Source organism: Streptomyces sp. CHD11 (genome assembly GCF_018638295.1).
Taxonomy (GTDB): domain Bacteria; phylum Actinomycetota; class Actinomycetes; order Streptomycetales; family Streptomycetaceae; genus Streptomyces.
The window spans coordinates 143,409-157,059 of record NZ_JABTTS010000005.1 but is presented as its reverse complement, the minus strand read 5'-3'; the positions used below and the strand labels follow the sequence as shown (position 1 = coordinate 157,059).

General features: G+C 71.3%; 12 protein-coding genes. 6 read left to right on the top strand and 6 right to left on the bottom strand.

What is annotated here, in order from left to right; all coding sequences use genetic code 11:
* The first annotated feature begins 3 nt into the window (after nt 1–3).
* Together HTV45_RS07365 and HTV45_RS07360 are read left to right on the top strand one after the other, a co-directional pair.
* On the top strand, nt 4–1,371 hold the full coding sequence (locus HTV45_RS07365) for an ABC transporter permease subunit (protein WP_215204817.1): 1,368 nt from the start codon (nt 4–6) through the stop codon (nt 1,369–1,371).
* Nucleotides 1,368–2,207, top strand: a complete 840-nt coding sequence (locus tag HTV45_RS07360) for a carbohydrate ABC transporter permease (RefSeq protein ID WP_215204816.1) — start codon at nt 1,368–1,370, stop codon at nt 2,205–2,207. Before HTV45_RS07365 ends, HTV45_RS07360 begins: the two co-directional genes overlap by 4 nt.
* Nucleotides 2,208–2,357: 150 nt before the next feature.
* Here the strand turns inward: HTV45_RS07360 and pgl are convergent, their stop codons facing one another.
* Genes pgl through tkt form a run of 5 tightly spaced genes read right to left on the bottom strand, consistent with a single transcriptional unit; the run spans nt 2,358 to nt 8,960 of the window.
* Nucleotides 2,358–3,128, bottom strand: a complete 771-nt coding sequence (gene pgl / locus HTV45_RS07355; protein WP_215204815.1) for a 6-phosphogluconolactonase — start codon at nt 3,126–3,128, stop codon at nt 2,358–2,360.
* Nucleotides 3,125–4,177, bottom strand: a complete 1,053-nt coding sequence (opcA, locus tag HTV45_RS07350; protein WP_215204814.1) for a glucose-6-phosphate dehydrogenase assembly protein OpcA — start codon at nt 4,175–4,177, stop codon at nt 3,125–3,127. The genes pgl and opcA overlap by 4 nt, the downstream gene beginning before the upstream one ends.
* Nucleotides 4,174–5,697, bottom strand: a complete 1,524-nt coding sequence (zwf, locus tag HTV45_RS07345) for a glucose-6-phosphate dehydrogenase (protein WP_215204813.1) — start codon at nt 5,695–5,697, stop codon at nt 4,174–4,176. Before zwf ends, opcA begins: the two co-directional genes overlap by 4 nt.
* A 4-nt stretch (nt 5,698–5,701) precedes the next feature.
* A complete protein-coding gene (gene tal / locus HTV45_RS07340; protein ID WP_215204812.1) occupies nt 5,702–6,820 on the bottom strand; it encodes a transaldolase in 1,119 nt (372 codons plus the stop codon).
* A gap of 34 nt (nt 6,821–6,854) precedes the next feature.
* A complete protein-coding gene (tkt, locus tag HTV45_RS07335) occupies nt 6,855–8,960 on the bottom strand; it encodes a transketolase (RefSeq protein WP_215204811.1) in 2,106 nt (701 codons plus the stop codon).
* A 366-nt stretch (nt 8,961–9,326) separates the two neighbouring features.
* Between tkt and HTV45_RS07330 the strand changes: the two genes are divergently transcribed.
* The 4 genes from HTV45_RS07330 (at nt 9,327) to HTV45_RS07315 (ending at nt 12,673) form a co-directional block, all read left to right on the top strand.
* Nucleotides 9,327–10,280 carry a heme o synthase gene (locus HTV45_RS07330; RefSeq protein ID WP_215204810.1) on the top strand — a complete coding sequence of 318 codons (954 nt, stop codon included), beginning with the start codon at nt 9,327–9,329 and terminating at the stop codon, nt 10,278–10,280.
* Between the two features lie 93 nt (nt 10,281–10,373).
* Nucleotides 10,374–10,706: a hypothetical protein gene (locus tag HTV45_RS07325; protein WP_215204809.1), complete on the top strand. Its 333-nt coding sequence runs from the start codon at nt 10,374–10,376 to the stop codon at nt 10,704–10,706.
* A gap of 84 nt (nt 10,707–10,790) precedes the next feature.
* Nucleotides 10,791–11,897 (top strand): amidohydrolase family protein, encoded by a 1,107-nt coding sequence (locus HTV45_RS07320; protein WP_215204808.1) that lies wholly within the window; start codon nt 10,791–10,793, stop codon nt 11,895–11,897.
* 41 nt (nt 11,898–11,938) lie between these two features.
* A complete protein-coding gene (locus tag HTV45_RS07315) occupies nt 11,939–12,673 on the top strand; it encodes a nucleotidyltransferase (RefSeq protein WP_215204891.1) in 735 nt (244 codons plus the stop codon).
* On the opposite strand, the gene HTV45_RS07310 is transcribed toward HTV45_RS07315, so the two are convergent.
* On the bottom strand, nt 12,631–13,641 hold the full coding sequence (locus tag HTV45_RS07310; protein WP_215204890.1) for a heme A synthase: 1,011 nt from the start codon (nt 13,639–13,641) through the stop codon (nt 12,631–12,633). The genes HTV45_RS07315 and HTV45_RS07310 overlap by 43 nt on opposite strands.
* Between the last annotated feature and the right edge of the window lie 10 nt (nt 13,642–13,651).

Genomic DNA, 13,651 nt, shown 5'->3' with positions numbered 1-13,651 from the left:
GCCATGACCGCCACCCTGGTGAAAGAGGCGAGCCCTCCGGCACCTGTGCACCCCGACAGCGCGCGCGCCCGGCGCCAGCGCCGTCGGGGGCGGGTCATCGCCCTGCTGTTCGCGTTCCCCGCGCTGCTCCTGCTGGGCGCGCTGGTGGTCTACCCGGTGCTGTTCTCCATCGGCCGCAGCTTCTTCGACGCCTCCGGCAACGAGTTCGTGGGCGGCGGGAACTACACCGAGATGTTCCGGGACCCGACCACACTCAAGGCCGTCCGCAACACCGCCATCTGGGTGGTGGTCGCGCCGACCCTGCTGACCGGGCTGGGGCTGATCCTGGCCGTCCTGGTGGAGAAGGTCCGCTGGGCCACCGCCTTCAAGCTGCTGCTGTTCATGCCGATGGCGGTGTCCTTCCTGGCGGCCGGCATCATCTTCCGGCTCGCCTACGACGAGGACCCGGACAAGGGTGTCCTCAACGCCGCCGTCGTCTCCGTCCACGATGCCTTCGAGGGCAGCTCCTCGTATCCGGCCGCCCGCGCACGCGAGGGGGAGGGGCTGATCAAGGGGACGGACGGTTCGTACGTCACCGGTGCGCAGGTGTCGCCCGGCGGGACGGCGGCCGTGCTGGGGCTGGTCGGGGTCGCCCCCAAGGACCTGCCCGGGGACGCCGCACCCGCCCTCGCGGCGGCGGCCGGGAAGGCCGGCGCCGACGAGGTGCGCGGTGTGGTGTACCTCGACTTCACGCCCGGCGGAGGAGGGGAGCCGGGCGTGGTGGACCAGGAGGAGAGCGGACTGCCCGGGGTCACCGTCGAGGCGGTGCGCGACGGTGACACGGTCGCGCGCACGACGACCGCGGCCGACGGATCCTTCCGGTTCACCGGTCTGGACGGCGGCGCGTACGCCCTGAAGCTGCCCTCGTCGAACTTCGCCCCGCCCTACGACGGCATCTCCTGGCTCGGCCCGGCGCTGGTCACTCCGGCGATCATCGGGGCGTACCTGTGGATCTGGACCGGGTTCGCGATGGTGCTGATCGGCGCGGGGCTCGCCGCGCTGCCCCGGGACGCGCTGGAAGCGGCCCGTATGGACGGCGCGGGCGAGTGGCAGATCTTCCGCCGGATCACCGTCCCGCTGCTCGGGCCGGTCCTCACCGTCGTCTTCGTGACCCTGGTGATCAACGTGATGAAGGTCTTCGACCTCGTCTACATCATCGCGCCCGGGCCCGTGCAGGCGGACGCGACCGTGCTCGCGACCCAGATGTGGCTGGTGTCCTTCGGCGGCGGCAACAACCAGGGGCTGGGCAGCGCGCTCGGGGTCCTGCTGCTGCTCCTGGTCATCCCGGCCATGGTGTTCAACGTCCGCCGGTTCCGAAGGAGTGAGCGATGAACGCGGTGCGGCGTGCGCTGGGCAACGTGGTGGTGCAGGCGTTCCTGGTGGTCATCGGACTGGTGTGGATGACCCCGCTGGCGGGCCTGTTCCTGTCCTCGCTGCGGTCGGCGGAGGACACCGCGAAGGGCGGGTGGTGGACCGTTTTCACCGGCCCGGGTCAGCTGTCCTTCGAGAACTACTCGGCGCTGCTGGAGAACTCGGGCATCACCCAGGCGTTCTGGAACACCGTGCTGATCTCGGTGCCGACGACCGTACTGGTCGTGGTGCTGGCGGCGCTCGCCGGATACGCCTTCGCCTGGCTGGACTTCCCGGGGCGGGACGCCGTCTTCCTCGCCGTCGTCGCGCTGTTGGTCGTGCCCGTGCAGATCGGGCTGCTGCCGGTCGCCAAACTCTTCGGACAGCTGGGCCTGTTCGGGACGATCCCCGGCGTCGTGCTCTTCCACGTGGCGTACGGGCTGCCGTTCGCGGTGTTCCTGCTGCGGAACTACTTCGCCGAGATGCCGAAGGAGATGCTGGAGGCGGCGCGGATGGACGGGGGCAGCGAGTGGCGGATCTTCACCCGGCTGGTGCTGCCGGTGGGGCGGCCGGCGATCGCCTCCCTCGCGATCTTCCAGTTCCTGTGGGTGTGGAACGACATGCTGGTCGCGCTGCTCTTCGCGGACAGCTCCTCGCAGCCGCTCACGGTGCAGTTGCAGTCGCAGATCCGGCAGTTCGGCAGCAACATCGATGTGCTCGCGCCGGGGGCGTTCCTGTCACTGATCGTGCCGGTGGTCGTGTTCTTCGCGTTCCAGCGGCACTTCGTGCAGGGGGTCATGGCGGGGTCGGTGAAGTAGGGGAGCGGCGGCGGGGACGGTGGGGGATCCCGCCCCCGCCGCCGCCCCTTCCCTTCCGGTCTCCGGGGCCGCGCCCCGGACCGCCATCGGCCCTGGACGGGCTGCCGTGTCCTCGGACTCCTCCGGAGGGGGTGCCTCCAGACGGGCCGTCTACGCCGACGCCGGTGGGTAGAGGGCGCGGGGCAGCTGGGAGGCCGCTGCCGCGTCCAGGAGCCAGAGAGTGCGGGACCGGCCCTGGGCGCCCGCTGCCGGGGCCTGGATCTCGCCGGCGCCCGAGAGGGCGATCGCCGCTGCCTCCGCCTTGTCCTCGCCCGCGGCCAGCAGCCAGACCTCCCTGGCCGCCCGGATCGCCGGAAGGGTCAGCGTCACCCTGGTCGGCGGGGGTTTGGGGGCGCCGTGGACGCCCACCACCGTGCGCTGCGACTCACGGACCGCGGGGTGTTCCGGGAAGAGGGAGGCCACGTGCGTGTCCGGGCCCACGCCCAGCATCAGGACGTCGAAGTCGGGCACCGGGTCACCCGCGGCGGCCAGTTCCTCCGCGTAGGCGGCCGCCGCCGCGTCCACGTCCGAGCCGTGCGGCCCGTCCGACGCGGGCATGGCGTGCACCCGCTTCGGGTCCAGCGGCACCGCGTCGAGCAGTGCCTCGCGGGCCTGGGTGACATTGCGGTCCGGGTCGCCCTCCGGGAGGAAGCGTTCATCGCCCCACCACAGGTCCAGCCGGGACCAGTCGACCGCGTCCCGGGCCGGGGCCCCGGCCAGCGCGGCCAGCAGACCGTTGCCGTTGCGGCCACCGGTCAGGACCACGGACGCCGAGCCCCGAGCGGTCTGCGCGTCCACGATCCGGGTGATCAGGCGGGCCGCGGCCGCCCGCGCCATCAGGTCCTTGTCCCGGTGCACGACCAGCTGTGGTGTCGTACTCACTTCGCCGCCGCCCTCTTCACCGGTGCCTGCGCCGTCGCCTGGGCCGCGGGAGCTTTCGCAGCCGACTCGACGGGGGCGGGGATCCCTTCCCGTTCTCCTTTGGCCGGTGCTCCGTCCCCACCCGGTGACTTCAGGCGCTCCACGCCGTAGCGCAGGGCGGAGGCGTAGGTGTCGTCCGGGTCGAGGCGGCGCAGTTCCTCCGCGATCAGCTCGGCCGTCTCCCGGCGCTTGAGCGCCACCCCGCGCTGGGGCTGGCCCTGTATGGAGAGGGTCGCCAGCGATCCGTCGGCGCGGTCCAGCGAGATCGGGCCGCAGTCGGTGTCCATGCGCACCGCGGTGAGCCCGGGGCCGTGGGAGCGCGAACGCCTGACGGGTACGTCCAGCCGGTCCGCGAGCCACATCGCCAGCAGCTCACAGCTCGGGTTGAACTCCTCGCCCTCCACCTCCACGCTCTGTACCTCGCACGCGACCTGGTCCAGCGCCGCGGCCAGCATCGAGCGCCAGGGCGTGATGCGTGTCCACGACAGGTCCGTGTCGCCGGGGGTGTAGGCGGCGGCGCGGGCGGCGAGCTCCTCCACCGGCTTCTCGCAGGCGTAGGTGTCGGTCACCCTGCGCTGGGCCAGCGCGCCCAGCGGGTCCTGCGCCGGGTCCAGCGGGGCGTTGACCGGCCACCACACCACGACCGGGGCGTCGGGGAGCAGCAGCGGAAGTACCACCGACTGGGCGTGGTCGACGACGTCGCCGTAGAGACGCAGGATGACGGTCTCGCCGGTACCGGCGTCCGCGCCGACCCGCACCTCGGCGTCCAGCCGGGACCGGGTGCGGTCGCGGAGCGAGCGGGAGACGCGCTTGATGACGACGAGGGTGCGCGAAGGGTGCTCGTGCGAGGCGTCGCTCGCCGCCCTCAGCGCGTCGTAGGCGTTCTCCTCGTCCGTGACGATGACCAGCGTCAGCACCATGCCGACGGCAGGTGTGCCGATGGCGCGGCGGCCCTTCACCAACGCCTTGTTGATCTTGCTGGCCGTGGTGTCCGTGAGGTCTGTTTTCATGGCCGGCGCCAGCTCCGTCCGTCTCGCTCGAGCATGTCGTCCGCCTCGACGGGTCCCCAGGTGCCGGCCGGGTACTGGGCCGGCCTGCCGTTGGCGTCCCAGTACTCCTCGATCGGGTCGAGGATCTTCCAGGACAGTTCGACCTCCTCCGTGCGCGGGAAGAGGTTGGAGTCGCCGAGCAGGACATCGAGGATGAGGCGCTCGTACGCCTCGGGGCTGGACTCGGTGAAGGACTCGCCGTAGGCGAAGTCCATCGACACGTCCCGGATCTCCATCGACGTGCCCGGCACCTTGGAGCCGAAGCGTACGGTGACGCCCTCGTCGGGCTGGACGCGGATGACGATCGCGTTCGAGCCCAGTTCCTCGGTGGCGGTGGAGTCGAAGGGGGAGTGCGGCGCCCGCTGGAAGACCACCGCGATCTCGGTGACCCGGCGGCCCAGCCGCTTGCCGGTGCGCAGGTAGAAGGGGACACCCGCCCAGCGGCGGTTGTCGATGCCGACGCGGATCGCCGCGTAGGTGTCGGTCTTCGAGGAGGCATCGATGCCCTCCTCCTCCAGATACCCGACCGCCTTGGCGCCGCCCTGCCAGCCGGCCGCGTACTGCCCGCGCACGGTGTCCCGGCCCAGGTCCTTCGGCAGCCGGACGGCACCGAGCACCTTGGTCTTCTCGGCCGCCAGCGAGTCCGCGTCGAAGGAGGCGGGCTCCTCCATGGCGGTCAGCGCGAGAAGCTGCAGGAGGTGGTTCTGGATGACGTCACGGGCCGCGCCGATGCCGTCGTAGTAGCCGGCCCGCCCGCCGATGCCGATGTCCTCGGCCATGGTGATCTGCACGTGGTCGACGAAGGACCGGTTCCAGATCGGCTCGAACATGGTGTTGGCGAAGCGCAGCGCCAGGATGTTCTGGACGGTCTCCTTGCCCAGGTAGTGGTCGATCCGGAACACCTGGTCCGGGGCGAACACCTCGTGCACGATGCGGTTCAGTTCCTCGGCCGACTTCAGGTCGTGGCCGAACGGCTTCTCGATGACCGCGCGCCGCCAGGAACCGCCCGTCTGGTCGGCCAGCCCGTGCTTCTTCAGCTGCTGGATGACCACCGGGAACGAACGCGGCGGCACCGACAGGTAGAAGGCGAAGTTGCCGCCCGTGCCCTGGGCCTTGTCCAGTTCCTCGATCGTGCCGCGCAGCCGCTCGAAGGACTCGTCGTCGTCGAAGGTGCCCTGCACGAAGCGCATGCCCTGGATGAGCTGCTGCCAGACCTCCTCGCGGAAGGGGGTTCTGGCATGCTCCTTGACCGCGTCGTGGACCTCCTGCGCGAAGTCCTCGTTCGCCCACTCCCGGCGGGCGAAGCCCACCAGCGAGAAGCCCGGCGGCAGCAGCCCCCGGTTGGCGAGGTCGTACACGGCCGGCATGAGCTTCTTCCGCGACAGGTCACCCGTGACGCCGAAGATGACCAGGCCCGACGGCCCCGCGATACGCGGGAGCCGTCGGTCCGCCGGGTCACGCAGCGGATTGCTGCTCGACAAGGTTTCAGCCCTCCGAGGGGGCGAGGCGCTGCAGCTCGGCCTCGGTCGACTTCAGCAGGTCGTTCCAGGAGGCCTCGAACTTGTCGACGCCCTCGTCCTCGAGCAGCTGCACCACGTCGTCGTACGCGATGCCGAGCGCCTCGACCGCGTCGAGGTCGGCGCGCGCCTGCTCGTAGGTGCCGCGGACGGCGTCGCCCCGGATCTCGCCCTGCTCCTCGGTGGCGTACAGCGTCGCCTCGGGCATGGTGTTCACCGTGTTCGGCGCCACCAGCTCGTCGACGTACATGGTGGCCTTGTAGGCCTTGTCCTTCACACCGGTCGACGCCCACAGCGGACGCTGCTTGTTGGCGCCGGCGCGCTCCAGCGCGCTCCAGCGGTCCGAGGAGAAGACCTCCTCGTACGCCTGGTAGGCCAGACGCGCGTTGGCGATCGCGGCCTTGCCGCGCAGCGCCTCGGCCTCGTCGGTGCCCAGCGCGTCGATGCGCTTGTCGATCTCGGTGTCCACGCGGGACACGAAGAAGGACGCCACGGAGTGGATCTTCGACAGGTCCAGACCGCGCTCCTTCGCCTTCTCCAGACCGGTCAGGAACGCGTCCATGACCTTGCGGTAGCGCTCCAGGGAGAAGATCAGCGTGACGTTGACGCTGATACCCAGGCCGATGGTCTCGGCGATGGCCGGGATACCGGCCTCGGTCGCCGGGATCTTGATCAGCGTGTTGGGCCGGTCCACCAGCCAGGCAAGCTGCTTGGCCTCGGCCACCGTCGAACGGGTGTTGTGCGCCAGCCGCGGGTCGACCTCGATCGAGACCCGGCCGTCCTGGCCACCGGTGGCGTCGAAGACCGGGCGCAGGATGTCGGCGGCGTCGCGGACGTCCGCCGTGGTGATCATGCGGACGGCCTCTTCGACGGTGACCTTGCGGGCGGCGAGGTCGGTCAGCTGCGTGTCGTAGCCGTCGCCCTCGGAGATCGCCTTCTGGAAGATCGTCGGGTTGGTGGTGACGCCCACGACGTGCTGCTGGTCCATCAGCTCGGCGAGATTGCCGGACGTGATGCGCTTGCGCGACAGGTCGTCCAGCCAGATCGCGACGCCCTCGTCGGAAAGGCGCTTCAATGCGTCTGTCATGGAAATTCCATCTCCTACGTGTCGTATATGGGCGTCAGCGCTGGGCTGCGGCAATCCCAGTAGTTGAATCAAGTACAGTCCGCGCGACGGCGGCCACGTTCTCGGCGGTGAAGCCGAACTCCTCGAACAGCACCTTGCCGTCGGCGGAGGCACCGAAGTGCTCCAGGGACACGATCCGGCCGGTGTCCCCGACGAACCTGTGCCAGGTGAGGCCGATCCCCGCCTCGACAGCCACCCGCGCCCTCACGGAGGGCGGCAGGACGCTGTCCCGGTACCCCTGGTCCTGCTCCTCGAACCACTCCACGGACGGCATCGACACCACGCGCGTGGGCACACCGTCGGCCTGCAGCCGCTCGCGTGCCCCGACGGCCACGTGGACCTCGGAGCCGGTCGCGATCAGGATGACCTCGGGCTCACCGCCCTCGGCCTCGAACAGCACGTAGCCGCCGCGCGCCGCGTCCTCGTTCGGCTCGTACGTCGGCACGCCCTGACGGGTCAGCGCCAGACCGTGCGGGGCGCCCTTGCCGAACTCCTTCGTCCAGCGGGTGAGGATCTCCCGCCAGACGATCGCGGTCTCGTTGGCGTCCGCCGGGCGGACGACGTTCAGCCCCGGAATGGCACGCAGCGCCGCCAGGTGCTCCACCGGCTGGTGCGTCGGTCCGTCCTCGCCCAGACCGATGGAGTCGTGCGTCCACACGTACGTCACCGGCAGGTGCATCAGCGCCGACAGCCGCACCGCGTTGCGCATGTAGTCGGAGAACACCAGGAAGGTGCCGCCGTAGATACGGGTGTTGCCGTGCAGCGCGATGCCGTTCATCTGGGCGGCCATCGCGTGCTCACGGATGCCGAAGTGGATCGTGCGGCCGTACGGGTCCGCCTCGGGCAGCGGGTTGCCGGCCGGGAGGAACGACGACGTCTTGTCGATCGTGGTGTTGTTGGAGCCCGCCAGGTCGGCCGAGCCGCCCCACAGCTCCGGGACCACCGCGCCGAGCGCCTGGAGCACCTTGCCGGACGCGGCACGGGTGGCGACGCCCTTGCCCGGCTCGAACACCGGGATGGACTCCTGCCAGCCCGCCGGCAGGTCGCCCGCGGCGATCCGGTCGTACTCGGCGGCACGCTCCGGGTTGTTGTCCCGCCACTGCTGGTAGGACTTCTCCCACACCGCGCGGGCCGCCTCGCCCCGCTCCAGCGCCTTGCGGGTGTGGCCGATGACCTCGTCGGTCACCTCGAACGACTGCTCGGGGTCGAAGCCCAGTACCCGCTTGGTGGCCGCGACCTCGTCGTCGCCCAGCGCCGAGCCGTGCGCGGCCTCGGTGTTCTGCGCGTTCGGGGCGGGCCAGGCGATGATCGAGCGCATGGCGATGAAGGACGGGCGGTCCGTGACCTTCTTCGCCTCCTCGATCGCGTCGTGGAGCGCGTGCGGGTCCAGGTCGCCGTCCGGCTTCGGGGCGACCCGCTGCACGTGCCAGCCGTACGCCTCGTACCGCTTGACGGTGTCCTCGGAGACGGCCGTCTCGGTGTCGCCCTCGATCGAGATGTGGTTGTCGTCCCACAGCAGGACCAGGTTGCCCAGCTTCTGGTGCCCGGCCATCGAGGACGCCTCGGCGGAGATGCCCTCCTGGAGGCAGCCGTCACCGGCGATGCAGTACACGAAGTGGTCGAACGGGGACTCGCCCTCGGCGGCCTCCGGGTCGAACAGGCCGCGCTCGTAGCGGGCGGCCATCGCCATGCCCACCGCGTTCGCGACACCCTGGCCCAGCGGGCCGGTCGTGGTCTCCACACCCGTGGTGTGGCCGTACTCCGGGTGGCCCGGGGTCTTCGAACCCCAGGTGCGGAACGCCTTCAGGTCGTCCAGCTCCAGGCCGAAGCCGGCCAGGTAGAGCTGGGTGTACAGGGTCAGGGACGAGTGCCCGGCGGACAGCACGAAACGGTCGCGCCCGACCCAGTCGGCGTCCGCCGGGTCGTGCCGCATCACCTTCTGGAAGAGGGTGTACGCGGCAGGTGCCAGGCTCATCGCCGTACCCGGATGGCCGTTACCGACCTTCTGTACGGCATCGGCGGCCAGGACGCGGGCGGTGTCGACGGCCCGCTGGTCCAACTCGGTCCACTCGAGGTCTGTGGTGGTCGGCTTTGTGCTCACCCTGAGTCAGGGCTCCTCTCCACATGGATTCGGATGCCGGTGACTGCCCACCGGCGTGGTCGAGCCTACCCCCGTAGGACAGGCGTTTTTCCAGGTCATTCCAGAGTGCGGGCACCTTTTCGGATCCGCCTGCCGAGTGCGGGTTTCCGCGTTCGGCAGATGAATACGGAGCCGCTCATCCGGGTGCTCAATCGAGCCCCCGGACGCACCTCGGAGGGCCCCGTCCGAACCGCCGGGGAAGGCACCTTCCAACACGGGCCGACCCCCGCGAATATCCGGGTCTGGGCAACGTCTACAGTGGCGTGGTACGCGCGAGTCCTTACCCCCGCTTCACCTGGGGAGGCTTGCTGGGATGTCTCTGTAGGGGTGTACGTGACGGCCGTTGAATCCCGTCCAGCCGGGGTGCTGGGGACCAGTCGGAGCACTGCCCACCGGCCGTTCGGGGCCCGTGTGATGGCCTTTGTGGCGCTCACCAAGCCGCGGATCATCGAGTTGCTGCTCATCACCACGGTCCCGGTGATGTTCCTGGCGCAGCGGGGTGTGCCCGACCTGAAGCTGGTGTTGCTGACCTGCGTCGGCGGCTACCTGTCCGCGGGCGGCGCCAACGCGCTGAACATGTACATCGACCGCGACATCGACGCGCTGATGGACCGCACCTCGCAGCGTCCGCTGGTGACCGGCATGGTCGGCCCGCGCGAGTGCCTCGCCTTCGGTATCGCCCTCGCGGTCGTGTCGACCCTGCTCTTCGGCCTCACCGTCAACTGGCTGTCGGCCTGGCTCTCCCTCGGCGCGCTCCTCTTCTACGTCGTCGTCTACACGATGATCCTCAAGCGCCGTACGTCGCAGAACATCGTCTGGGGCGGCATCGCCGGCTGTATGCCGGTACTGATCGGCTGGTCCGCCGTCACCGACTCGATGGCGTGGGCCCCGGTCATCCTCTTCCTCGTCATCTTCTTCTGGACGCCGCCGCACTACTGGCCGCTGTCGATGAAGGTGAAGGACGACTACGCGCGCGTCGGCGTGCCGATGCTGCCGGTCGTCGCCGGGAACAAGGCCGTCGCCAAACAGATCGTGCTCTACAGCTGGGTCATGGTCGGGGTGTCGCTGCTGCTCACTCCGCTCGGCTACACCGGCTGGTTCTACACGGCCGTCGCCCTCGCGGCGGGCGGCTGGTGGCTGTGGGAGGCCCACGCGCTGCTCCACCGCGCGAAGGCCGAGGTGACGGGCGGGAAGCTCAAGGAGATGCGCCTGTTCCACTGGTCCATCACCTATGTGTCGCTGCTCTTCGTGGCCGTCGCGGTGGACCCGTTCCTGCGGTAGCCGCAGCCGGACCGCCGCTCGGGCGGGGTGCGTGGCCAAGGCCACGGACCCCGCCCGTCGCCGTCCGCTCTACCCGTCGGTAGCATCCTGGTCATGGCAGACACGCAGCAGGTGGACCCGAAGGCAGGGAAGAAGGCGGCCCGGCTCGCCCAGCAGATCGGCGGCTTCGCCGGGGCGCACGGCGGCGCCGAGGGGAAGATCCAGTACCTCGGACAGCGCGGCGCCCGGATCGTCCTGGTGGGCGAGGACGGCGCGTGGGGCGACCTCGTCGCGCCCTCCACGGAGATCGCGCGGCAGTCCGCCGAGAAGGCGGGCATCACCGTCCACGAGGACTTCGACGGCGACTTCGCGGCGAAGGTGAGGACGGGTCCGTACGAGTGGAGCCGCATGGCGGGCATCCAGGTCGGCGGCCCTTCCAACGGCTGAAGCCGCTCCGGGCAACACCTACTGACCGGTTCACCCGTTAGGACCTGTAGGCAGTGACAGCGTCCACACGGGGAGAGTCCGGAGATGATCGACCCGCCGTCCCTCGTGGACCAGTACTGCCACGGCGTACTCCGCACGGAGCTGGGCCTCGGCACCTTCGAGGCCCAGCTCGCCCGCACCGAGGGGCCACCCGCCCCCGGCACCACCCTCTTCGACACCCAGACCGGGTTCGCCGTACGGCGCTGGTGCCCGCCGCTGCTCGGCCTGGAGCCGCACTGCCCGCCCGCCCGGTATCTCGCCCGGCGCCGTGAGCTGGGCGTGATGGAGGCCGGGCGGCGGCTGCTGCGGGGCAGCGGGATCACCGCCTACCTGGTGGACACGGGGCTGCCCGGCGACCTCACCGGGCCCGCCGAGCTGGGGCGGGCGGGCGAGGCCGACGCGCACGAGATCATCCGCCTCGAACAGCTGGCCGAACAGGTCGCCGACACCTCCGGCACCGTCGCGTCCTTCCTCGCCAACCTCGCCGAGTCCGTGCACGCGGCCGCCGCGCACGCGGTCGCCTTCACCTCCGTCGCCGGCCTGCGGCACGGTCTGGCGCTCGCCCCCGACCCGCCCGGGCCGGGGGAGGTGCGCGGCGCGGCGGGGCGCTGGCTGGCCGGGCGCAGGCCAGGGGGCCGGCTGAGCGACCCGGTGCTGCTGCGGCATCTGCTGTGGGTCGCCGTGGCCTCGGGCCGGCCCCTCCAGCTCCACGCCGGGCTCGGCGCGCCGGGCGCCCGCGTCGACCGCACCGACCCGGTCCTGCTCACCGACTTCGTCCGGGCCACCGCGGGCCTCGGCACCGACCTCGTGCTGCTGCACGGCTACCCGTACCACCGCCACGCCGCCCATCTCGCCGGTGTCTTCCCGCACGTCCACGCGGACTGCGGGGCCGCGCTGGTCCGCACCGGCGCCCGCGCGGCGACCGTCCTCGCGGAGATCCTGGAGCTCGCCCCCTTCGGCAAGATCCTCTTCTCCACCGGCGCCCGCGGTCTGCCCGAGCTGCACGTGGTCGGCGCGCACCTGTTCCGTGAGGCACTCGGCCGGGTGCTCGGCACCTGGGTGGCCGAGGGCGCGTGGTCGCCGGACGACGCCCGGCGGGTGGCCCGCATGATCGCTTCGGGAAACGCGGGCAGGGTGTACGGGCTGGGGTGAGCGGGGTGTACGGGCTGGAGTGAGCGGTGAAGACGGGGCCGATGCCGACCGACGCCCTGCTCGCCCGCTTCCTCGACGGCCTGGCGCCGCTCGGCCCCGTCGCCGTATGGGCGCACGGCTCGCCGGCCGGGGGCGACTATGTGGAGGGCCGCAGCGACCTGGACCTGATCGCGGTCCCGGACCATCCGGTCGGCCCGCGGACGGTGTGGCGGATCGCGCTGCTGCACGCCCGGCTACGGGCCGAGCCGCTCGCCGACCGGCTCCACTGCACCTACCTCACCCCGGACACCGCGGCGGGCGCCGGGCGGCGCCATCCCACCTGGGCGCACGCGCAGCTGTTCAAGCGCCCCGTCACTCCCGTCACCCGGACCGAACTGCACGCCTTCGGCCGCGTCCTGCGCGGGGTGCCGCCCGCGGACGTACTGCCGCCGGTGCCGGACGGTGAACTCGCCGCGTTCGTGGTGCGCGACCAGCGTGACTTCTGGCGGCGGGAGGTGGACCGGACCGCCCACTGGACGCAGGACGTGTGGGTCGACCTGGGCCTGCCGACCTTCGCCCGTGCCACCGTCACGCTGCGTGAGGGCCGCCTGATCTCCGAGCGGGAGGCGCTGGACGTGCTGCCCGGCCCCGGTGCGCCCGGCGAGGTCGTCGACGACATCAGAAGGCGGCGCTACGACGACACCGCGCCGCCGGCCGGGGACCGGGTACGGCGCCGGGCCCGCCTGACCCGGGCCTACCTCGGGCCGGCGATCGACGCGCTGGTGGCCGGCTCCTGAGCGGGTGGCACGAGGGCGTCCGGGGTCGTGGCCTCCGGGCGCTCGCGCAGCGACAGCAGGACCCGCACCACCCAGATCCACATCACGCACGAGCCGAACATGTGCAGGCCGACCAGGACCTCGGGGAGGTCGGTGAAGTACTGGACGTAGCCGATGGCGCCCTGGGCGAGCAGGATCAGGAACAGTTCGCGGGTGCGGGCCAGCGGAGCCCTGGGGGCGTCGACCGCCTTCAGGACGAACCACAGCGCGAACGTCAGCGTCACCACGATCCACGCCAGTACGGCGTGCAGCTTGCTGACCGTCTCCCAGTCCAGCGGTATCCGCTCGACCTCGCTGGAGTCACCCGCGTGCGGACCCGCGCCGGTGACCACCGTGCCGACGGCGATCAGCAGCACGGTGGCGGCCACCAGGAACCACACCAGCTGCCGCACGGCCGGGCCGACCAGCGGACGGGGTTCCCCGTCGCCCTCGCGGACGCGCTGCCACATCACCGCGGCGACCGCGATCAGCGCCGAGGAGAGCAGGAAGTGGGCCGCGACCGTGTACGGGTTCAGGCCGACCAGGACCACGATGCCGCCGAGGACCGCGTTGCCCATGACGATCCAGAACTGCGCCCAGCCCAGCCGGGTCAGGCCGCGCCGGAACGGCTTCTGGGAGCGCGCGGCGACGATCGCCCAGCCGACGGCGGCACACAGTACGTACGTCAGCAGGCGGTTGCCGAACTCGATGACGCCGTGCAGGCCCATCTCCGAGGTGTTGACGAGCGAGTCGTCGGTGCACTTGGGCCAGGTCGGGCATCCCAGGCCGGACCCGGTGAGCCGGACGGCACCGCCGGTGACCACGATGAGCACCGCCATGGCGAGAGCGGAGAGGGCCGCCCGGCGGACGGTCCGGGGGTCCGGGGTCCAGCGTGCGGCGATGAAGGCGAGGGGATTGCGCAGGGCCGCCTGGGCGTCGGCGCGGGTCACGTTCGGCACC